Here is a 20,463-nt window from a genome sequence, read left to right on the forward strand (position 1 = left end):
TTGTGCATTAACAAAGAAACGTATGACTTTTTTCCAGTTCGTATTTTCCAAAGCATTTTTGAAGCAATTACTAATCGCTATTGTTGCATTACTTGTTTTGACTTTTTTAATTTTATGGTGGTTACGCATAACTACAAATCACAACGAAAAGATTGAAGTGCCAAATCTCGCCAAGATGTCATTGGACAAAGTAGAGGAGAAGTTGGACGAAATGGACCTTCGCTATGAAATCCTGGATTCTGCAAACTACAATCCAGATTTTCCAAAATATTCCGTAATTGACCAAATTCCGAAGCCCGGCAAATTTGTAAAAGAAGACCGAAAACTATATTTAACATTAAACCCTTCAGGCTACCGCAAAATTGAAGTGCCCGATGTGTTGGGCCGCACGCGTCGCCAAGCTGAGCCAACACTTTTGGCGATGGGTTTTGTTATTGGAAAAATAAGTTACCGCCCGCATATTAGCGACAACGTTTTGGAATTGCGCTACAAAGGCGAAAAACTTGAACCTGGCACCCCGCTTCAAAAGACTTCTATAATAGATTTGATTGTGGGTGATGAATCATTGAACAGAATTCAATCTGAAGAAGAACCTTCCGAAGAAAACCAAGATGCTCCTGTTCAAAATGAAGAAGAGAACAATGGCGAATTTTAAAGAGGAGGAAATTGAAGATACTGACGGTAGTGATGACCTTTATGAGCATTACCGCTTTAAGGCAGACAAAGGGCAGGGCGCGCTTAGGGTAGATAAATACCTGATGAACCTCATTGAAAAGGCCACGCGCAACAAAATACAAAAAGCCGCTACTGCGGGAAATATCTACGTAAATGGCGTTCCCGTAAAATCCAACTACAAAGTTAAAGGCAATGATGTGGTGACGGTGCTTTTTGAGCATCCTCCGTATGAATTTCTGCTTGTTCCTGAAAATATTCCTCTCGACATAGTTTATGAAGACGATGCTGTACTCGTAGTGAACAAGCCTGCGGGAATGGTGGTACATCCTGGGCATGGAAATTACAGCGGAACACTTATAAATGCGTTGACGTATCATTTTGAAAACCTTCCGAATAATTCAAGTAATAGACCAGGTTTAGTTCACAGAATAGACAAAGATACCAGTGGATTATTGGTTGTTGCAAAGACTGAGGAAGCGATGACACATCTCGCCAAGCAGTTTTTTGATAAAAGCACGGAGCGCGAATATGTGGCTTTGGTTTGGGGAAATGTGGAAGAGGAAGAAGGAACGATTGAAGGCAACATAGGCCGCCATCCAAAAAACCGTTTGCAAAACACTGTTTACGAAAACGATGAAGAGGAAAGAGGAAAACCAGCGGTTACACACTATAAAGTTTTGGAACGATTGAGTTATGTTACTTTGGTGTCTTGTAGATTGGAAACGGGACGTACACATCAAATTCGGGTGCATATGAAATACATTGGGCACACCCTTTTTAACGACGAGCGTTATGGCGGCGAAAAAATATTGAAAGGCACAACTTTTAGCAAATACAAGCAGTTTGTTGAAAACTGTTTTAAAGTATTGCCACGTCAAGCTTTACACGCCCGTACTTTGGGTTTTGTGCATCCAACTACTGGAGATTTTATGCGCTTTGAATGCCCCATTCCAGAGGATATGGAAGCGTGTTTGGAGAAATGGCGAAATTATTCGCAGCATGTAATTGAATAATTGCCAAGTCGAGCGGAGGTCTCGACTGCCTTTCGACTGTGCTCAGGACGGGTTGCTCGACCGGACAATTTATTATTCTATTTTAATTCTTCACCCATTTAGCAGTAGAAGTATGCTCACCATCAGAAATGGTTACGAAATAGAGACCGCTATTTAAATGTTTTAAATTATAGCTATTTGAAATTTCAAGATTTCTTTCTTCAGAAAAAACAACTTTTCCGTCAATACTATAAATTTTCATTTTTGCATTTTGAATCGTTTCCGAAATTTTAAATGACAATATTCCTTCCGAAGGATTAGGGAATATTTTTATTGTAGGCGATGCTATAAAATCTGATACTCCAGCTATTGGATCCAACTCTACGAATCCATCGCGAGTATTGTCGCCTTTATAACCGTTGCGTTTTATGGTATCGGGATTGTATGGAACATTAAGGTTGTAAACATTTACAAAAGTAGAATCTATTCCGGAGCCAAAAGTTAAAGTGTAACTATTTGCCGTAAGATCTAACATTCCATCATCGTCTACATCGCCTAAAACGGCTCCGTTCAAGAAGGTAAAACCGTGAGGACGTAAAGGAAATCCAGCTATTTCACCGGAGCCGTCTAACGAATAGGCATGTATAAAGCCTTCACCAGCGGCATCGGTTAAAACACTTGGAAAAATAATATCCAAGACACCATCGTCATTAACATCGGCAATGGAAAGTACACCTTCGGTGCCGCCATATTTTTCTATCGGGAAATTGGGTATGTTGTTGCCATCTGGATCAAGGGCATAAATAACAGGCAATTCTACGCCAGGGGTTCCGCTAGTATTGCGGTCTGACATAAAAATTTCAAATGTACCGTCGTCATTTATATCCAAAACTGTTGGTGGGGAATAGGTCCAGCCTCCCAGCGGTATGGGCCATCCGGATCTGTAGTTGCCATCGTGTTCCATAACATAGAAACCAGGATTATCACCGTGGTTGCTTCCTATAATTTCCAAGTCGTCATCCCCATCAAGATCAGCGAGGATTGGGGATTGGTAGGAATAACTTACTGTAGGGTCAAAAACTGGAAAACCTGGAAATACTTGCCCTTGGTTATCAAAAATATACATTCCTGCTGAAGAGGCAGCTATAACCACATCGAGGTTGCCGTCGTTGTCCATGTCAGCAATAGAAGGAGTGAAAGCAGGGGTTGCTGCAACTTCAACAGGCCAGTTGGCATTTATAGGTGTAGCATCCATTTTAATAGCATGGACAAAACCCTGCGCGCTTCCCACGCGTTCCCCCGTAATAATATCCAAAATGCCATCGCCGTTTAGATCTGCCACAGCAGGTGCGTTGATCATCCAGTGATTGTCAAAGTTTAATGGCCAGCCTGCAAGGTCATTCCCCAGATTATCCATTAAATATATCCTGCCTGCATTTGGTACACCGCCTGTATTCAGCACTATTTCAAGTGAACCATTTCCATCCAGATCTGCAACAGTTGGTGGGAGTAATATTGTGCCGCTTACGGCTTTTTCCCAAAGTAAGTCGCCATTGCCTTTAAAGGCATAAAGGGTATTCCAAATTCCATAAAGTATTTCATCAACGCCATCATTATCTATATCGGCTAAAGTTGCTCCGCGACTATTTTTGAAATTAGGATGTGCTGGTTCGCCGTAACGCCAAAGCATATCGAATACTTGCGTTTTTTTTGGGCTGTAATCATTTGTTGGAAGCGGTATTGTTTCTGCTGAGATAGTTCCGTCTTCATTTAGGTTAGCCTTTTTGCCTAATTCTTGGGCAATTGTTGTTGATACTATTCCGATAAATAAAGAGAATAGGAGAGTGGTTTTCTTTTTCATAAGTTTTCAATTTATTTTTATAAAGCTATCGATAAATGTTGGGTTATCAAAAGGTAATACATGTGGCCAGAAAACTTACTTGGAAATTTTTAGCAGTATAGGATGAAGGGTTTAATATTGAAGTAATGGATTTAATATTTATAAAATAAGCTATAAACACGCTATATATATACTATAATTATGCTATATACATGCTTTAAATTGTTGATTATTGTGATATAATGCACTAATCTATTTTTTAATTTGTTTGGTTTTCAGGTTTGGAAGTAATAAGAAATTATTACAATAATTGAATTATCAGTTGGTCTGTTTTTTTTGGAGTTCCGTTCTCATTTTCTTCGAAGACGCTTCTCCTTTGGGGGCGGGGAACCTATTTGCTTTTTTATAAAAAAGTTTTTTATATATTGCTCCACGTTTTGTTAACGTTTGACAAATGCTTTAAAAAGAATTCTACCCATTTCAACTCCACACAATTATGAAAAAAACACAATCAATTAACTTTATTATATTGCTAGTTTTTGCCCTTTTAAGTTTTAACGCGCATAGCCAATATGGTATTATCGAAATGAAAAATGGCGATCAATTTGAAATGGCAACTGAGGACCTTATTGTTGAAAGAGATTCCCTAAGATATTTTAAGGAATATTGGAAAAGAAAAACAACAATTATGGGATTTGGAGCTGGTAAACTACTCCAAGAATATAAAGATAAATCTGACCTTGTTAGTATTGATGATATTAAAAAAATTCATGTAAAAGGGAAATTGACCGTAGGCAGGCAATTAATTTATAATTATATCGGCATTAAATACATAAAAGATAAGAAGCGTTACGAAGAATATTATGTAGTTGAAGATGGCGAATGCCAGTTATTGGTTAAAAGTGGAGATGTAAATGATATTTTTTCAATCTATGTGCAAACGGGAGATGAAGAACCCTTTGAACTACATAGGTCCGGAACAGGAACAGGGCCAAAATATGAGCGGAAAGCAAAGGTTTATTTCGCCGAATGTGCGCCTGCCATGGAATTCATAAATAAAAAAGGTTTTAAAAGATCTGAACTTCCAAAAGTAGTGGAGTTATACAATAACGAGTGTTTGGAATAACTTTTAAACCAGAAACCGAAAACTGATAACCGCTAACCGCTAACCGACAACCGATAACTGATAATTAAAAATATGAAACACCTACTACTCACCCTAACCCTGCTTACCTCTTTTTTTGCCAGTGCGCAAACTGATTTTCTTAATCACCTAATCATTGATAATACTTTTAGTGTTTTTTACATTAGCTGTACAGTAGCTATAGACGTAGATGATGATGGTGATTTAGACTTAGTTTCTGGAGCATCAAGTGGTGACCGGATTGCGTGGCAGGAAAATATTGATGGATTGGGGACTTTTGGGGATATTAAAATAATTACCGAAAATGCCAAGGCAGTTGTATCGCTTATTGCAGCAGATGTTGACAATGACGGAGACTTGGATTTAATATCTGCCTCAAAAAACAATCAAACTTTAGCATGGTATGAAAATCGCGATGGAACGGCTGGCTTTGGCTCTCAACGGATTATTTCTTCAGATTTAAGTTATTTGCGAACTGCTGCTGCTAGCGATATAGATGGAGACGGTGATTTGGATATCTTAATAAGTGCTGAATACAATATAAAATGGTTTGAGAATTTGGATGGTGCTGGTAGTTTTGGAAACTTACGTACAATAGATACAGATGCATGGGGCAGTATGGCTATTGCTACGGCGGATTTGGATGGAGATGGTGATATGGATGTGATATCCAACACATCATCAACAATAGACAATTACATTCACATAAATTGGTACGAAAATTTAGATGGGCAGGGTACATTTGGAACTCCTACTTTGCTCTATGATTTTGCTTCTGAACCCAATTATTCGGTTTATTCAAAAATATATACAAGTGATTTGGACGACGATGGAGATAGCGATATTCTATTTTTTACAAATCACGAAATATGGTGGGTTGAAAACACGGATGGTCAAGCCACTTTTGAAAATCACTTAGTTGACCAGCGTTATCAGCGAAATAGATATATGAATTTGGAAGTGACAGATATGGATGAAGATGGAGATTTGGATATTGCAAGTGCTGGTTTGGAAGCTGGAGATCCTGACCGTATTGCTTGGTTTGAAAATACGGATGGCGAAGGTACTTTTGGAAGCTTACTAGATATTGCCAGACCTGATCTTGATACTACAGGAATATTGGTAGCTGATCTTGATGGGGACGGAAAAAAAGATATTACAAAAAGCGCTGCTTTTGAGCCATGTTTGGTATGGTATAAAAAGCTTGATAACCAAGGTAGCTTTGATTCAGAACAGGTAATTTCGAAATTCTTTTCTCACCCTAAACAAGCACAGGCAATAGATGTAGATGGCGATGGAGATTTAGATGTACTATATTTGGTTGATCAGGCTCTTGTGTGGCATGAAAACCTAGATGGTGCTGGAACGTTAAGTTCGCAACATTTGATTAAAAATCATTTTTATCTTGGCTATGTAGCAAGTGATTTTAATGGGGATGGGCTTATAGATATAGCCGCTGGACAAGGAAATAATTTTATTTGGATGGAAAATCTAGGTGGAGGTAATTTTGGAGCAGAAAATAATATAACCATCAATGTGAATGTTTTGTCAACCCCCCAAGCAAGTGATATTGATAGTGATGGCGATATGGATATTATTTACATAAAATCTATTAATTCAAGTCTAACCTATATCGTTTATCTTGAAAATAATGGGTCAGGAGGTTTTGCAGCGCCAGAGAATTTAACCTTTGTGCAATCGCAGATAGGGTCTCTACATCTTACTGATTTGGATGGGGATATGGATGTTGATTTAATGTACTCTAAAGCCAGTGGTAGTGCAAAAATTGCTTGGATAGAGAATACAGATGGACAAGGAACCTTTGGTAGTCCAGTATTTATTAACAATAATACAGGAGGACGTCTAACTACAGGAGATATTGATGGCGATGGCGATTTGGATATCTTGGTTGCACATGATATTACTGAAATTGAATGGTTGGAGCATCTTGATGGAATGGGGACTTTTGGGCCCTTGCAAAGAATCTCTGGAAGTATTGACGTAAGGGGTGCGAATGATTTAAGAATAGTAGATATTGATAATGATGGTGATAATGATGTATTGGTAGCATCAGATGAGAATTCAAATTTAATTTGGTATGAAAACCTGGATGGCGAAGGTGATTTTGGAACCAAAAACATAATTACTGATACGACTCCTGATCCTAATAGCGCCTTTCCAGCAGATTTAGATAACGATGGGGATTTTGATATTATACTTTCTTCAGATGGAGTTCCTGCCAAGGGAGTTTCTTGGCTTGAAAATATAGGTCTTTCAAATAATAGAATACAAGGAGACGTTACTTTGGATATCGACGCAAATGGTTGTTCTCCATCGGATTTACCGATAGGGAATGTTATGGTTACTACATCAAACAACACCGAAACTTTGGCAACTTTTACTTTCGCTAATGGATATTATCAAATATATCCCATGCAGGAAGGTGAATATACAACAGAGATAGTTTCTTTACCATCCTATTTTAGTTCAGATCCAGAATCTCATATTAATCAGTTTGCAGGTGTAAACAATGTTGTTGTTGCAGACTTTTGTGTTGCTGCCAATCAGACCGTTAATGATGTTAATATAACGATGTATCCATTAAATTCGGCGCGACCTGGATTTGGTGCTAGTTATATAGTTAATTTTAATAATGTTGGAACTACCGTATTAAGTGATGTAATTACTATTGAATTTGATGGCTCAAAAATGGAATTTTCGAATGCTAGTGAACCAGTTTCCTCGCAAACTTCAGAGGCGATTACTTTTGATTATTTAGAACTTAACCCTTTTGAAAGTCGTTCTATTGAGATGCATTTTCAGGTTTATACAATACCAACAACCAATATAGGTGATGTTTTAAGTTTTAGGACTACCATTGAACCAACTTCCATAGATACAACAGCAGAAGATAACGTTTTTACTTTTAACCAAACCGTTATAGGAGCTTACGATCCAAATGACATTGCTGTGTTGGAAGGGGAAAGTATTTATCTGGAAGAAGCTAATGACTATTTGCATTATATAATCAGGTTTCAAAACACTGGTACCGCTTCGGCACAAAATGTGGTTGTAAAAAATAGATTTGATGAAAAGTTGGACTGGACTACTTTAAAATTAGAGGCAATAAGTCATTCAACCCGCGTGGAAATTCGAAATGAAAACGATCTGGCCTTTATTTTTGACAATATTAATTTGCCGGACAGCATCCATAATGAACCAGCATCGCACGGGTATATTTCCTATAAAATAAAGCCCAAGCCAAATGTAGTGCTTGGTGATATTTTTTATAATAAAGCCAATATATTTTTCGATTTTAATCCAGGGATTGAAACAAATAGAGTTTCGACTGAAATAATAGAATTTCTAGGAACGGAAGATTCATCCGCTCCTTTTCAATTTGCGGTATATCCCAATCCTGCGAAAAATATTTTGTACTTGAACAGTAAGAACAAAATTTCATCCGTGCAATTATTTTCAAATTTGGGACAATTACTTATTGAGTCAAGAAATTCAAACACAATTAATTTACATAATCTAATTTCGGGTATTTATATCCTTCGAGTAATGGATGATAACGGAAATATTGGGGTAAGAAGAGTTATAAAAGAATAGGTTATTTACTCTTGGGGTTTTAGAAATTTTAAAAATAATAGAATTATTAAAAAAAAGTTTTAACTACACTATACCTGAGTAGGGATTGTACCAATGTAATATCTACTCTTAACAAAAAGTTAAAGTTCCGCTTTTCAGTAACGTTCGGGCAGTATAAATGACCAATCATTCTATATTTACCGTTTGATAAATCTATGTACTTCTGTTACATATTTATCGTCTTTATTACTAATAGAAAAACTCCCTTACTAATGAAAAAAATTATCCTTTCCCTTTTGCTGATTGCTTTCGTTTTGCCCGTAAAGGCTGATGAAGGCATGTGGTTTTTAATGCACATTGAACGGTTGAACTACCGCGATATGCAAAAAATGGGACTACAGCTTACGCCCGAAGAAATTTACAGTGTTAACCATTCCAGCCTAAAGGATGCCATCGTGCAGTTTAACCGTGGGTGTACTGCGGAAATTATTTCAGACAGTGGTTTGGTACTTACCAACCATCACTGTGGGTATAGTTCTATTGCTGAGCTTTCAACGGCTGAAAATGATTACTTGACCAATGGCTATTGGGCAGGGAATAAGGGGGAGGAACTGAAACCGAAAAGTTTATCGGTTCGTTTCTTTGTAAGAATGGACGATGTTTCCAAACGAATCTTAAGTTTGCTGAACGATAGCATGACCGAAGCGGAGCGTGAAGCTACCATAAACAAGGAAATTGCGAAGATTGAGCAGGAAAACAATGAAGGCGGGAAATATACCGTTTCTGTAAAGTCCTTTTACCAAGGCAATGAATTTTACTATTTCGTTTATCAAGATTATAATGACGTGCGTTTGGTGGGAACTCCTCCTGCAAGTGTTGGAAAATTTGGTGGCGATACTGATAACTGGGAATGGCCAAGACATACAGGCGATTTTTCACTTTTCAGGGTGTATGCCGATAAAGATGGAAACCCTGCCGAATATTCTAAGGACAATGTGCCACTAAAACCAAAGTATCACTTAACCACAAGTTTAAAAGGTTTTGAGGAAAATGATTTCGCCATGATTATGGGCTATCCTGGAAGAACCAACCGATGGATGCCGGCCGGAGGCATTGAGCAAAACGTAGAATACGCATATCCGGCTTGGGTAGAGGCTTCAAAAACGTCTATGGATGTTATGAAGAAATATATGGACAAAGACCAACAGGTGAAACTTGACTATGCTTCAAGTTATGCTTCTACTGCCAATTATTGGAAGAATCGCCAAGGTATGATTGATGCATTGAAGCAGCACAAAACTGCAGCAAGCAAACGCGCTGATGAAAAAGCTTTTCAGAAATGGGCTTCCAAAAAGGAAAATAGCAAGTATGCAGATGTAATGTCCGTAATCAATAACTATTACAGTAAAACCAACGCGAATAGTAGCCATAACAACTATTTGAGTATGTTGTTGCGAACCCAAATGGCAATTATTCCATACCGCTTGGGCAATGATATTGACTATTATTTGCAGCAGAATGAAGCAAAGCAGGCAGAATTGAAACCTAAAATAGATGCCGAAATAGATGATTTTTACGAGGGCCTTTATCTTCCCTTGGAAAAAGACGTTGTGGCGGCACAACTTAAACTTTATTCCACAAAAGCGAAAGACATTGCGCCGATGGTAGCTCAAGTTGCTTCGGCAAATAATAAAACGGATGCCGGTTGGAACACCTATATAAATACTGTTTTTAACAACAGCATATTTGAAACAAAGGAAAAAATACAAGCTTTTATGGCAAACCCCAATGCGGAGGTTTTAAAGAACGATCCGTTGTTTCAGCTTTCTACTGATTTGGTGAAACGCTACCGTTACAAATCGGAGGAAGAAAAACAGATGGATAACGATTTTGAAAAAGCCTATAGATTGATGGTGCAGGGCATGCGACTTCAGAATCCCGATAAAAAATACTATCCGGATGCCAACAGCACTTTACGGCTTACCTATGGGAAAGTGATTGCTTTGCCAGCAGACAAACGCAACGATGCTGCTAAAAATTATTACACCACTTTAAAAGGCACGGTTGCAAAATACCAACCCGGCGATGATGAATTCGATATGCCAAAAAAGCTGATTGATCTATATGAGAAAAAGGATTTTGGGCAATATGCAGACAAAGATGGCTACTTGCCAGTAAACTTTTTAACCGATAATGACATTACGGGCGGAAACTCCGGTTCCCCAGTATTGAACGGAAAAGGGGAGTTGATTGGTTTGTGCTTTGACGGAAATATTGAAGCAATGGCGGGTGATGTGATTTTTGATGACCAATTGCAACGCACCATAAGTGTAGATATCCGCTATGTTCTGTTTTTGATCGATAAATATGCTGGTGCCAGCCATATTATTGATGAACTGACTTTATCTAAATAAATTTTTGACGCAACTTTATAGTCGCATTTAAAACCCACGATTCTAATTTAAAAGAACTGTGGGTTTTTAGTTTTTAGAAAAAATAATTTTGAATTAGTAATTAAGCGGATTTAATAAGAATTGCTAATTATCGCATACATTTGAAGTGAAATTTATTATATGAATTATTTTAAAACACTGCTATTTTTAGTCCTTTTAACCTTTTTTACAGGCTGCAAAAAGGACGAATATAAAGAGTTCAAAAAAGTACCGGAATATATAACCCATCCAGATAAGGCACATAAGGCATATTATGAAGCTTATGATAAAACCCTTCAAAATTGGGGAGTAGCTTATGAAGATCTTTATATAACCACTTCAAAAGGAATAGCCCATGTTCTCATGAGCGGTCCAAAAGATGGCACACCCGTGGTTTTACTGCATGGAATGAGCGCGAGTTCCACGATGTGGTACCCCAATGCCAAAGCATTGGCAAAGCAATTCCGCATTTTTGCAATCGATTTAATTATTGAACCCGGAAAATCACATAAAACAGCAGACTTTGAAAATATTGAAGAAGTTACCGCTTGGTATGAAGAGGTATTCTGGGCATTAAAACTAGAATCATTCCATCTGGTCGGTACTTCTCGCGGTGGCTGGATTGCTACTGATATAGCACTTCAAAGTAAAAGAGATATAAAAAGTTTAATTCTGTTAAGCCCGGTCCAGACTTTTATGTGGATTCCACCAAGTACTGACTTGCTGAAAAACATTTTAAATGTATTTTATTCTAAAGAAGATGGTGTGTGGCGCACTATGGAAACCCTGTCAAAAAACCCAAGTAAAATTGATAAAACTTATATGGCCCAGTATCGCCTTGGACTGAAAAATGATACAGAAGACAAATTTTTGGTGCAAATGAAGCCATTCCCAAATAAAGAATTGAGTACCCTAAAAATGCCTGTACTTGTTTTAATTGGCGATGACGATATGTTCAATACAAAACATACCATTCACCTAACCGAAAAATACCTGCCGAGAGGTAGGGGTGAGATTATTTCAAACTCTGGCCATTTCCTTTCTGTGGATCAGGCTGAAATTGTAGATAAGAAAATGATTGATTTTATGAAAAGTGCCGAAAAAGTTGATTAGAGATTGAAAAAAGCCGCTTTTGCATAAATAGATTTCAAAGATTATTTTTAACCAAACTTAAAATAGAATTATAGCATATGGCGTCAGGGTTTTTCGCAATATTGGATGATATAGCCGCATTGTTGGACGATGTGGCAATGATGAGCAAGGTTGCTGCCAAAAAAACAGCCGGAATCTTGGGCGATGATTTGGCAGTAAATGCTGAAAAAGCTTCCGGCTTTGCCTCTTCACGTGAAATTCCTGTGTTATGGGCCATAACGAAAGGTTCTCTTTTAAACAAATTGATAATCCTTCCCATCGCTTTTTTGCTGAGCGCTTTTTTGCCGTGGGCTGTTACTGTTATCTTAGTGCTTGGAGGCTTGTATTTGGCCTATGAAGGTGCCGAAAAAATATATGAATTCTTCTTCCCGCACGCACATGCCTCAGAGTCATTCGTAGAAGAAGGGCTGACCGAAAGTGAGATCCTCGCCATTGAAAAGGAACGGGTAAAGTCCGCCATAGTTACTGATTTTATTCTTTCATTGGAAATTGTGATCATCGCATTGGGAACCGTTTTGGGAGAGCCAATCGGCACCCAGATTATGGTGGTTAGCATTATTGCCCTTTTGGCAACAGTGGGAGTTTATGGCATAGTGATGCTGATTGTTAGAATGGACGAAGCCGGTTATAAGCTGATAAAAAAGAGCAAGAAAGAAAAAAGTTTTTTAAAATCTTTAGGAACAATATTGGTTCAGGCATTGCCAATAGTTATAAAGTCTTTAAGTGTAATCGGCACGATAGCCTTACTTTTGGTTGCTGGCGGAATCTTTGTCCACAATGTTGATTTTTTCCATCATTTTTTGCCACAGTTGCCTTCTTTTATTTTGGAATTTATTGTTGGGCTATTGGTTGGTTTTGTTTGTTTAATTGTGGTAGTGGGATTTAAGAAAATATGGAAAGGAATTAGTAAAAAGCACTAATTCATTTTTGAAAGGATTAAGCTAATTCCACAAACAAAAAACAAAAAGGAGTAATAGATATCTCCAATTTTACGACATTTGGGTAATAGTAGGTTTTCCATTGAAAGAAAGAATAATCGCCATATCATTCCTGTTTGTATTGTTTGCGCCCGTTGCAACAATTTATACATTTCTTCAATTTGAAAAATCAGCAATCCGCCGTGAAATAAAGGGAAAAATGATAGCCTATATGGATCCAGAGGAATTGGTACTTTTAAAATTCACGAAAGAAGAAACCGAAACTAAACTGCGATGGGAACATTCCAAGGAATTTGAATACAACGGGCAGATGTATGATATTGTTTCTTCAGAAATAAAAGGCGACTCTATATTCTATAGATGTTGGTGGGATTACGAAGAAACCGAACTGAACAAAAAGCTAAAGAAAATGGTCGCGCTCGCTTTTAACCAAGATGAAGAAAACCGTGAGACCCAAGAAATATTTTACAGTTATTTATGGTCTTTTTTCTGCACAGACTTATTTGATTGGAAGGCAACACCTTCCCAAAACACTGAAATTGTTTATCAAGATGCCATGCATCTAAACATTTTTAACGCCATCAAGTTAAGTCCGCCAACGCCGCCACCCAAGGCAAGTTAACATTCTAAATAGATTAAATTTTACCGTTGCTGTAAGCTTTTGGCAACGTGAACTATTGTGCTCGAAAAGAGCGTGTTAACTTAAACAAATCATTAAATGAAAAAAATATTCATATTATGGTTTTTGTTGGGTTTTATGGGAATTTCCTATGGACAAACAATAACCATAAAAGAACAAGAAACTAACAATCCAATAGAGTTGGTGACTTTAAGCAGTGCAACTTCAAAAGTTTACGCTACAACCAACTCCAAGGGACAGGCAGATATTTCGACTTTTAAAGATGTTGAAAAAATCGAAATTCGCAGTCTTGGTTATAAAACAATAATAAAAAGCTATGCCGAACTTGAAGCGGAAGGCTTTGTAATTACTCTTGAAACTTCAAATTTAAACCTGGATGAGGTGGTGATTTCTGGTTCCCGATGGCGCCAGAGTAGTGATGATATACCTTCAAAAATCATTTCTATTTCAGCAAAGGAAGTGGCATTACAAAATCCACAGACCGCCGCCGACCTTTTGAGTGTTTCTGGAAAAGTATTTGTCCAAAAAAGCCAACAGGGCGGAGGAAGCCCGATGATTCGTGGTTTTGCGACCAATAGATTACTGTATTCAGTAGATGGCGTTCGCATGAACACCGCAATTTTTAGATCGGGAAACTTGCAGAATGTAATCAATCTGGATCCTTTCGCCATAGAAAATACCGAAGTGCTTTTTGGTCCCGGGTCCGTCATCTATGGAAGTGATGCGATTGGTGGTGTAATGAGTTTTCAAACCTTGACGCCACAACTATCACTAACGGATGATGCATTTATTAGCGGAAAAGCCAACGTGCGTTATTCTTCCGCCAATAATGAAAAGACCGGACATTTTGATGTAAACCTCGGTTTTAAAAAGTGGGCATTTGTAACCAGTATCACTTCATGGGATTATGACAATCTGCGTCAGGGAAGCCATGGCCCTGATGATTATATAAAAGATTATTATGTGGAAAGACAGGACAGTACTGATGTTATAATTTCGCAGAAGGATAAATTATTACAGATTCCATCAGCATACTCGCAGATAAATATAATGCAGAAAATTCGATTTCAGCCAAATGAAAATTGGGATTTTCAGTACGGCTTCCATTTTTCTGAAACATCTCCCTATGGCAGGTATGATAGGCATAACCGAGTTCGCAATGGTACCGCCCGTTATGCAGAATGGGACTATGGGCCACAGATTTGGATGATGAACAATTTGAGCTTAAATTATAATGCGGGCAATTCAATCTTTGACCAAATGAGTCTGCGGCTTGCGCATCAATGGTTTGAAGAGAGCAGAATTGACAGGGCTTTCAACAAAACCGAGCGCAACACGCAAAGTGAAGAAGTGGGAGCCTATTCTGCAAATCTAGATTTTATAAAGACTATAGGCGAAAAGAACACGTTTTTTTACGGTGTGGAATATGTTTTGAACGATGTAAATTCCGAGGGCGAATTGACCGATATTTCAACAGGTCTTTCCGAAATTGGTCCAGCCCGTTACCCACAATCCAAATGGCAATCCATGGCAGTTTATGTTACGGATGAATTTAAGGTGTCGAATCAGTTTACTTTGAGCGCTGGCGCACGATACAACCATATTTTGCTTGACGCAGAGTTTGACACTACATTTTATCCATTTCCTTTTACTGAAGCGAGTTTGAGCAACGGGGCGCTTACGGGAAGTATTGGCGGCGTGTACCGCCCAAACGATTCTTGGGTGATTAGCGCTAACTTAGGTACGGCTTTCCGGTCACCAAATGTTGACGATCTCGGAAAAGTGTTCGATTCTGAACCAGGAAGCGTTGTAGTTCCCAATCCAGACTTAAAGCCGGAATATGCATACAATGCAGATTTGGGAATTGCCAAAGTTTTTGGCGATGTTGTAAAGGTTGATATTACCGGATACTACACCCACCTTAAAGATGCGCTTGTTCGCCGCGATTTTAAACTGAACGGTTTGGATAGTATTGTTTACCAAGGCGAATTAAGCCAGGTACAAGCCATTCAAAACGCTGCAATCGCAAAAGTTTATGGAGTACAGGCAGGTGTTGAGGTGAAGCTGCCAAAAGGTTTTGGCTTTTCAACTGATGTAAACTTTCAAAAAGGCGAAGAGGAACTTGATAATGGCGAAACCAGTCCGTCGCGCCATGCTGCACCGTTCTTTGGCGTTTCGCGTTTAAACTATAAAGCGAACAAGCTTCAAATGGAAGTTAATTTGGCCTATCAGGGAAAACGTGATTTTGAGGATCTTCCGGAAGAGGAAAAGGAAAAAACAGAGTTTTACGCCTTGGACGAAAATGGAAATGCCTTCGCACCTTCGTGGTACACTCTTAATTTTAAGGCACTTTACAAATTGACCGATACCTTTGACGTGAGTGGCGGAATTGAGAACTTGACAGATCAGCGTTACCGCCCTTACAGTTCAGGCATTTCGGGAGCGGGTAGAAATTTTATCCTTTCGTTGACGGCCCATTTTTAAAAAAGGACAGTATATTATTTATACTCTTAAAAGAAGTGGATGATATTCTTCTTTTTCTTATATTTGAGCTAAGCCACAGGCTTATTTCTCCCCACTTAATTTGATAAAACCCGTTTCGAAAGAGACGGGTTTTTGATTTTAGAATGCCTGAGGCTCAAAAATAGAAAAAGGGCCTGTCAACATTTGTGGTATTGACATTGGCCCTTCTTCTTCATCAAACCAACTAAATCAGAAACAAAAATTAAACGCGCGACTTGCGCTTTTTCATTTTTTTGTCTTCCAATTTCTTTAATATTTTTTCCTGCTTCAACGCTTTTGCGTCTTTTGAGGAAGTTTTAAGGTTCTTTCCTTTTACCATTATAAATTAATTTAAAATTCAAAAATTGAACATCTCAGTTTCCTTTTCAGAAAAAACTATAAAGCGAGTTGGCAACACCAAAATAATTGGTGCTTTGCGTTTGGATGTAATTATTAAAAAGAAAACCATTACGGCACACTCGCGGGTGCGCCTTAATTCGGAAAGATAATTTTCAATTTAGAGAATGAAATATTGCTGATAGATTTTGAAAATACAGCGACATATTTGTAGAAAAACAAAATCGCCCGCAGCCTGATACTGTTACAAATGCTCTTAATAAATGAATTAAAACCAAGCATAACGGAGTTTTTGTTTTTTTGTAAACATATCCAATTATTATGTATAAAACAACTTTAAGCTATTAATTTAGGAAGTCTTTTGTAGTAGTGGATTCCCACAAATTTGAAGACGTATTTTACAATTTCGTTTTCCTTGCAGAACAGTATAATCTCTTTATTGTTTTCCCGCGCTTTTTCCGAAGCAATGTAAAGCATATAGGCGCCTGCGGCATCAAAATTTTCCAGACGGTCTAAATCAATAATCAATGATTGTGTCCTGTCCAAGGCTGATTCTATTTTGTGTTGAACTTCAGATAAATTACCGCTGTACAACTTTCCCTCAAGGCGTAATAAACGATTGGTTAAAAAACTATGAAACTGCATTTTAATGTGATTAAAAGTTAACGATCACATAGGTTTTGCGTAGGAATTTAAGGGCGAATTTGATTTAGGGCTAGAAAAAAAATATTGAATGTGAATTTACGAAATGTAAATTAATTGTTAACTGTAAAAGCTGTGCGAAGATAGCTACCAAACATAGAAAATTTGAAGTTTATTCCTTCAAAATTTGCAAAACAACTTTCTTTCAAGCAATTCCTAATCCACTTCTTTTTAATAGTTTTGCAGCCTTAAAAAGCAGATATGATTTCAATAGACGGATTGGCGGTTGAGTTTAGTGGTGAAACACTTTTTAGTGACGTTAATTTTGTGGTTAACGAAAACGACAAAATAGCCCTAATGGGAAAAAACGGCGCAGGAAAAAGTACGATGATGAAAATAATAGCCGGCGAACAAACGCCAACCCGTGGCAACGTGCGAGCGCCAAAAGATGCCGTGATTGCTTATCTACCACAGCATTTGCTCACTAACGATAATTGTACTGTTTTTGAGGAAGCTTCCAAGGCTTTTAAGCAGATTTTTGAAATGCGGGACGAAATGGACAAATTGAACAAAGAGCTGGAAACCCGAACCGATTATGAAAGTGATGCATATATGAACATCATCACCAAAGTAGCCGAACTCGGAGAAAAATATTATGCGCTCGAAGAAATAAATTACGAAGCGGAAGTAGAAAAAGCATTACGCGGACTTGGTTTTAAAAGAAGTGATTTACACCGCCAAACTTCAGAATTTAGTGGTGGCTGGCGTATGCGTATTGAATTGGCAAAACTCCTGCTTCAAAAACCGGATTTGATTTTGCTGGATGAGCCAACCAACCACGTTGATATTGAATCGGTTATTTGGTTGGAAGATTTCTTGCTGAACAAGGCTAAAGCCGTAATCGTAATTTCACACGACAGAACTTTTATTGATAACATTACCAACCGAACCATTGAAGTTACAATGGGAAGGATTTATGATTACAAAGCCAACTACAGCCACTATTTGCAATTGCGCGCCGATAGAAGATCGCACCAAATAAAGGCTTACGAGGAGCAACAAAAATTCATAGCGGAAACCCAACTATTTATTGAACGTTTCAAGGGCACATATTCCAAGACCAATCAAGTAAACTCTCGCGAGAAGATGCTTGAAAAGCTTCAGATTATTGAAATTGATGAAATTGACACTTCGGCTTTGGCGCTACGTTTTCCACCTGCACAACGAAGCGGTGATTATCCTGTGGTAGCCGAAGGGCTTACTAAAAAGTATGGCGACCACGTAGTTTTTAAAGATGCCAATTTAAGTATTTCACGAGGTGAAAAAGTAAGTTTTGTTGGAAGAAACGGCGAAGGAAAATCTACAATGATAAAAGCCATTATGGGCGAAATTGATTTTGAGGGAAAATGTACGTTGGGCCACAACGCAAAAGTTGGTTATTTTGCCCAAAACCAAGCCGCACTTTTAGATAAAGAACTTACCGTTTTCCAAACAGTTGATGAGGTTGCTAAAGGCGAAATCCGTACACAGATTAAAAATGTTTTAGGACGCTTTATGTTTAGTGGCGATGCTATTGATAAAAAAGTTGGCTTGCTTTCCGGAGGAGAAAGAACGCGTTTGGCAATGGTGAAATTATTGCTGGAACCCGTAAACGTTTTGATTCTGGATGAACCTACCAACCATTTGGATTTAAAATCGAAAGATGTTTTGAAGGAAGCGCTTCTTCAGTTTGACGGTACTTTAATACTGGTTTCCCACGATCGTGATTTTCTACAGGGTCTTTCGCAAAAAGTTTTCGAATTTAAAGACAAACGTGTTATTGAACATTTTGAAAGCATAGACGATTTCCTTCAGCGCAATAGAATTGAGAATTTGAAGGAGATTGATTTAAAAGTTTAAAAGTGGGTTTAAGAGTTTAGAGTCGATAAGTTTAGATGTTAAGACTTTAACGCTTGTTTCTACTTTTTGTAGAGATTTGGGTATCTTTAGAAATAAAAGATATTATGCAAAAACCAGATTTCTCAAAACTAAAAGCACTCTACATTAATTGTACCCTAAAACAATCTCCGCGTAAGAGCCATACGCAGGGCTTGATTGATGTTTCACAAAATATAATGGAAGCCGAAGGGGTTTCTTTTGAAAATATTCGTCTTGTGGATCATCCGGTAGCTTACGGCGTATATCCAGATATGACTGAGCATGGTGCAAAAGAAGATGCGTGGCCAGAGATTTGGGAAAAAGTTGATGCTGCGGATGTTTTAATTATAGGTACTCCTATTTGGCTGGGCGAAAGATCTTCGGTTGCCAGCAAACTGATTGAACGTTTGTACGCTATGAGTTCACTTCAGAATGAAAAAGGCCAATATTATTTTTACGGAAAAGTTGGTGGTTGCATCATAACCGGAAATGAAGATGGCATCAAACACTGCGGTATGGGTATTTTGTATGCCTTACAGCACGTGGGTTACAGCATACCTCCGCAGGCAGATTGTGGTTGGATTGGTGAGGCCGGACCGGGACCGAGTTACCTGGATAAAGAAAGCGGAGCAAAAAACAATGATTTTACGAATAGGAATACTACTTTTATGACGTATAATTTGCTTCATTTGGCAAAGATGCTAAAAGAGCAAAATGGCTATCCCGCTTACGGAAATTCCCGTAAAGATTGGGATGATGGCACTCGATGGAATTTTGAAAATCCTGAATATCGCTAAAACAAAACCTTTATATAACTATGAAAAAACTGAGCCTATTTATTGTGTTTTCAATCGTTCTTGCGAGTTGCAATTTCGGTACAGATAAATCAACTACCCCCGAAAGCAGCCCTGCAGACCCTGAAGTTGTAGCCGAAATGGAACAACAGTCGTTAAAACCAATTAACGACAGCCTGCCGATTATTGGCCTATTGATGTACGACGGCGTTTTGACTACTGAGGTTACTGCCACTGCAGATGTTTTTACAAAACCTACTCCAGAGGGCAAACAACTTTTCAATGTAATTACAATTGCAGAAACTTCTGACCCAATTGTTAGTGAGGAAGGTTTAAAAATAGTCCCAGATTACACTTTTGAAAACTGCCCAAAACTGGACGTTCTTTTTGTGCCGAGCGCTTATGATATGTACACGCAAGTTCACAATCCTAAAATCGTCAACTTCATAAAAGAACAAAATAAAAACACAAAATACACCGTAAGCAACTGCGCCGGCGCACATTTAATTGGTGAATCTGGAATTGCGGACGGCAAAAAAATAGTCACTTGGATTGGTGGGGGTGAAGAGCTTCAAAAAGCCTATCCGAACTTAAAAGTGCAGAATGACAGCGTTGTGAGATATGTGGAAGATGGAAAGTTTTTATCCTCAAACGGAAATCTAATCAGTTATGTGTCCGCATTGAACTTATTGAAAAAAATGGCAGGGCAGGAGCAAGTTGATTTTGTGGAATCGTATCTGTATGTGAAGGAATTGCAGGACTGGAAACAATAAAGTATTCAGTTGCAGTGGACGGTAATTGATTGAAATTTTGGGCACAAAAATTGAGTTATTGTTTAAAAAAA

General features: G+C 38.1%; 15 protein-coding genes. 13 read left to right on the top strand and 2 right to left on the bottom strand.

The features are described from left to right. The first annotated feature begins 22 nt into the window (after window positions 1-22). Both A7A78_RS14175 and A7A78_RS14180 read left to right on the top strand, forming a co-directional pair. A complete protein-coding gene (locus tag A7A78_RS14175) occupies window positions 23-655 on the top strand; it encodes a PASTA domain-containing protein (RefSeq protein WP_068763125.1) in 633 nt (210 codons plus the stop codon). Next, window positions 642-1,688 (top strand): RluA family pseudouridine synthase, encoded by a 1,047-nt coding sequence (locus A7A78_RS14180; RefSeq protein ID WP_068763126.1) that lies wholly within the window; start codon window positions 642-644, stop codon window positions 1,686-1,688. The genes A7A78_RS14175 and A7A78_RS14180 overlap by 14 nt, the downstream gene beginning before the upstream one ends. A gap of 82 nt (window positions 1,689-1,770) precedes the next feature. On the opposite strand, the gene A7A78_RS14185 is transcribed toward A7A78_RS14180, so the two are convergent. Beyond that, the gene (locus A7A78_RS14185) at window positions 1,771-3,528 is read right to left on the bottom strand and encodes a T9SS type A sorting domain-containing protein (RefSeq protein ID WP_068763127.1); all 1,758 of its coding nucleotides are present in this window, start codon (window positions 3,526-3,528) and stop codon (window positions 1,771-1,773) included. Between the two features lie 475 nt (window positions 3,529-4,003). Here A7A78_RS14185 and A7A78_RS14190 point away from each other — a divergent pair, with 475 nt between their 5' ends. From A7A78_RS14190 to A7A78_RS15175, 8 genes are all read left to right on the top strand, one after another. After that, window positions 4,004-4,633, top strand: a complete 630-nt coding sequence (locus A7A78_RS14190; RefSeq protein WP_068763128.1) for a hypothetical protein — start codon at window positions 4,004-4,006, stop codon at window positions 4,631-4,633. Between the two features lie 72 nt (window positions 4,634-4,705). Further along, window positions 4,706-8,266 carry a T9SS type A sorting domain-containing protein gene (locus A7A78_RS14195; protein WP_068763129.1) on the top strand — a complete coding sequence of 1,187 codons (3,561 nt, stop codon included), beginning with the start codon at window positions 4,706-4,708 and terminating at the stop codon, window positions 8,264-8,266. A 251-nt stretch (window positions 8,267-8,517) separates the two neighbouring features. Next, complete coding sequence (locus A7A78_RS14200; protein WP_068763130.1) at window positions 8,518-10,659, top strand: S46 family peptidase; 2,142 nt, start codon at window positions 8,518-8,520, stop codon at window positions 10,657-10,659. Between the two features lie 159 nt (window positions 10,660-10,818). Continuing rightward, on the top strand, window positions 10,819-11,790 hold the full coding sequence (locus A7A78_RS14205) for an alpha/beta fold hydrolase (RefSeq protein ID WP_068763131.1): 972 nt from the start codon (window positions 10,819-10,821) through the stop codon (window positions 11,788-11,790). A 77-nt stretch (window positions 11,791-11,867) separates the two neighbouring features. Next, window positions 11,868-12,749, top strand: coding sequence for a DUF808 domain-containing protein (locus A7A78_RS14210; protein ID WP_068763132.1), 882 nt, complete (start codon window positions 11,868-11,870; stop codon window positions 12,747-12,749). A 100-nt stretch (window positions 12,750-12,849) separates the two neighbouring features. Next, complete coding sequence (locus tag A7A78_RS14215) at window positions 12,850-13,389, top strand: hypothetical protein (protein ID WP_068763133.1); 540 nt, start codon at window positions 12,850-12,852, stop codon at window positions 13,387-13,389. Window positions 13,390-13,485: 96 nt separating this feature from the next. After that, the gene (locus A7A78_RS14220; protein ID WP_068763134.1) at window positions 13,486-15,891 is read left to right on the top strand and encodes a TonB-dependent receptor; all 2,406 of its coding nucleotides are present in this window, start codon (window positions 13,486-13,488) and stop codon (window positions 15,889-15,891) included. A 383-nt stretch (window positions 15,892-16,274) separates the two neighbouring features. After that, complete coding sequence (locus A7A78_RS15175) at window positions 16,275-16,418, top strand: hypothetical protein (RefSeq protein ID WP_165593578.1); 144 nt, start codon at window positions 16,275-16,277, stop codon at window positions 16,416-16,418. A 184-nt stretch (window positions 16,419-16,602) separates the two neighbouring features. Here A7A78_RS15175 and A7A78_RS14225 read toward each other — a convergent pair whose 3' ends face one another. Next, window positions 16,603-16,911 (bottom strand): STAS domain-containing protein, encoded by a 309-nt coding sequence (locus A7A78_RS14225; RefSeq protein ID WP_068763135.1) that lies wholly within the window; start codon window positions 16,909-16,911, stop codon window positions 16,603-16,605. Window positions 16,912-17,169: 258 nt separating this feature from the next. Here A7A78_RS14225 and A7A78_RS14230 point away from each other — a divergent pair, with 258 nt between their 5' ends. The 3 genes from A7A78_RS14230 to A7A78_RS14240 all read left to right on the top strand — a co-directional run bounded on the left by A7A78_RS14230 (window position 17,170) and on the right by A7A78_RS14240 (window position 20,392). Continuing rightward, the gene (locus A7A78_RS14230; RefSeq protein WP_068763136.1) at window positions 17,170-18,807 is read left to right on the top strand and encodes an ABC-F family ATP-binding cassette domain-containing protein; all 1,638 of its coding nucleotides are present in this window, start codon (window positions 17,170-17,172) and stop codon (window positions 18,805-18,807) included. Window positions 18,808-18,911: 104 nt separating this feature from the next. Beyond that, window positions 18,912-19,622: a flavodoxin family protein gene (locus tag A7A78_RS14235; protein ID WP_068763137.1), complete on the top strand. Its 711-nt coding sequence runs from the start codon at window positions 18,912-18,914 to the stop codon at window positions 19,620-19,622. 20 nt (window positions 19,623-19,642) lie between these two features. Further along, entirely contained in the window at window positions 19,643-20,392 is a 750-nt protein-coding gene (locus A7A78_RS14240; RefSeq protein WP_068763138.1) for a DJ-1/PfpI family protein, read from the top strand. The last annotated feature ends 71 nt before the right edge of the window (window positions 20,393-20,463 follow it).

The sequence above is a fragment of the Aequorivita soesokkakensis genome (assembly GCF_001641085.1).
Classification (GTDB): Bacteria; Bacteroidota; Bacteroidia; order Flavobacteriales; family Flavobacteriaceae; genus Aequorivita; species Aequorivita soesokkakensis.

Bases quoted from the DNA above. Each gene is read 5' to 3' on its own strand.
- A7A78_RS14235 (WP_068763137.1), top strand. From the start codon at position 18,912: ATGCAAAAACCAGATTTCTCAAAACTAAAAGCACTCTACATTAATTGT.
- A7A78_RS14210 (WP_068763132.1), top strand. From the start codon at position 11,868: ATGGCGTCAGGGTTTTTCGCAATATTGGATGATATAGCCGCATTGTTG.
- A7A78_RS14230 (WP_068763136.1), top strand. From the start codon at position 17,170: ATGATTTCAATAGACGGATTGGCGGTTGAGTTTAGTGGTGAAACACTT.
- A7A78_RS14240 (WP_068763138.1), top strand. From the start codon at position 19,643: ATGAAAAAACTGAGCCTATTTATTGTGTTTTCAATCGTTCTTGCGAGT.
- A7A78_RS14190 (WP_068763128.1), top strand. From the start codon at position 4,004: ATGAAAAAAACACAATCAATTAACTTTATTATATTGCTAGTTTTTGCC.
- A7A78_RS14205 (WP_068763131.1), top strand. From the start codon at position 10,819: ATGAATTATTTTAAAACACTGCTATTTTTAGTCCTTTTAACCTTTTTT.
- A7A78_RS14225 (WP_068763135.1), bottom strand. From the start codon at position 16,911: ATGCAGTTTCATAGTTTTTTAACCAATCGTTTATTACGCCTTGAGGGA.
- A7A78_RS14220 (WP_068763134.1), top strand. From the start codon at position 13,486: ATGAAAAAAATATTCATATTATGGTTTTTGTTGGGTTTTATGGGAATT.
- A7A78_RS14200 (WP_068763130.1), top strand. From the start codon at position 8,518: ATGAAAAAAATTATCCTTTCCCTTTTGCTGATTGCTTTCGTTTTGCCC.
- A7A78_RS14185 (WP_068763127.1), bottom strand. From the start codon at position 3,528: ATGAAAAAGAAAACCACTCTCCTATTCTCTTTATTTATCGGAATAGTA.
- A7A78_RS14175 (WP_068763125.1), top strand. From the start codon at position 23: ATGACTTTTTTCCAGTTCGTATTTTCCAAAGCATTTTTGAAGCAATTA.
- A7A78_RS14180 (WP_068763126.1), top strand. From the start codon at position 642: ATGGCGAATTTTAAAGAGGAGGAAATTGAAGATACTGACGGTAGTGAT.
- A7A78_RS14195 (WP_068763129.1), top strand. From the start codon at position 4,706: ATGAAACACCTACTACTCACCCTAACCCTGCTTACCTCTTTTTTTGCC.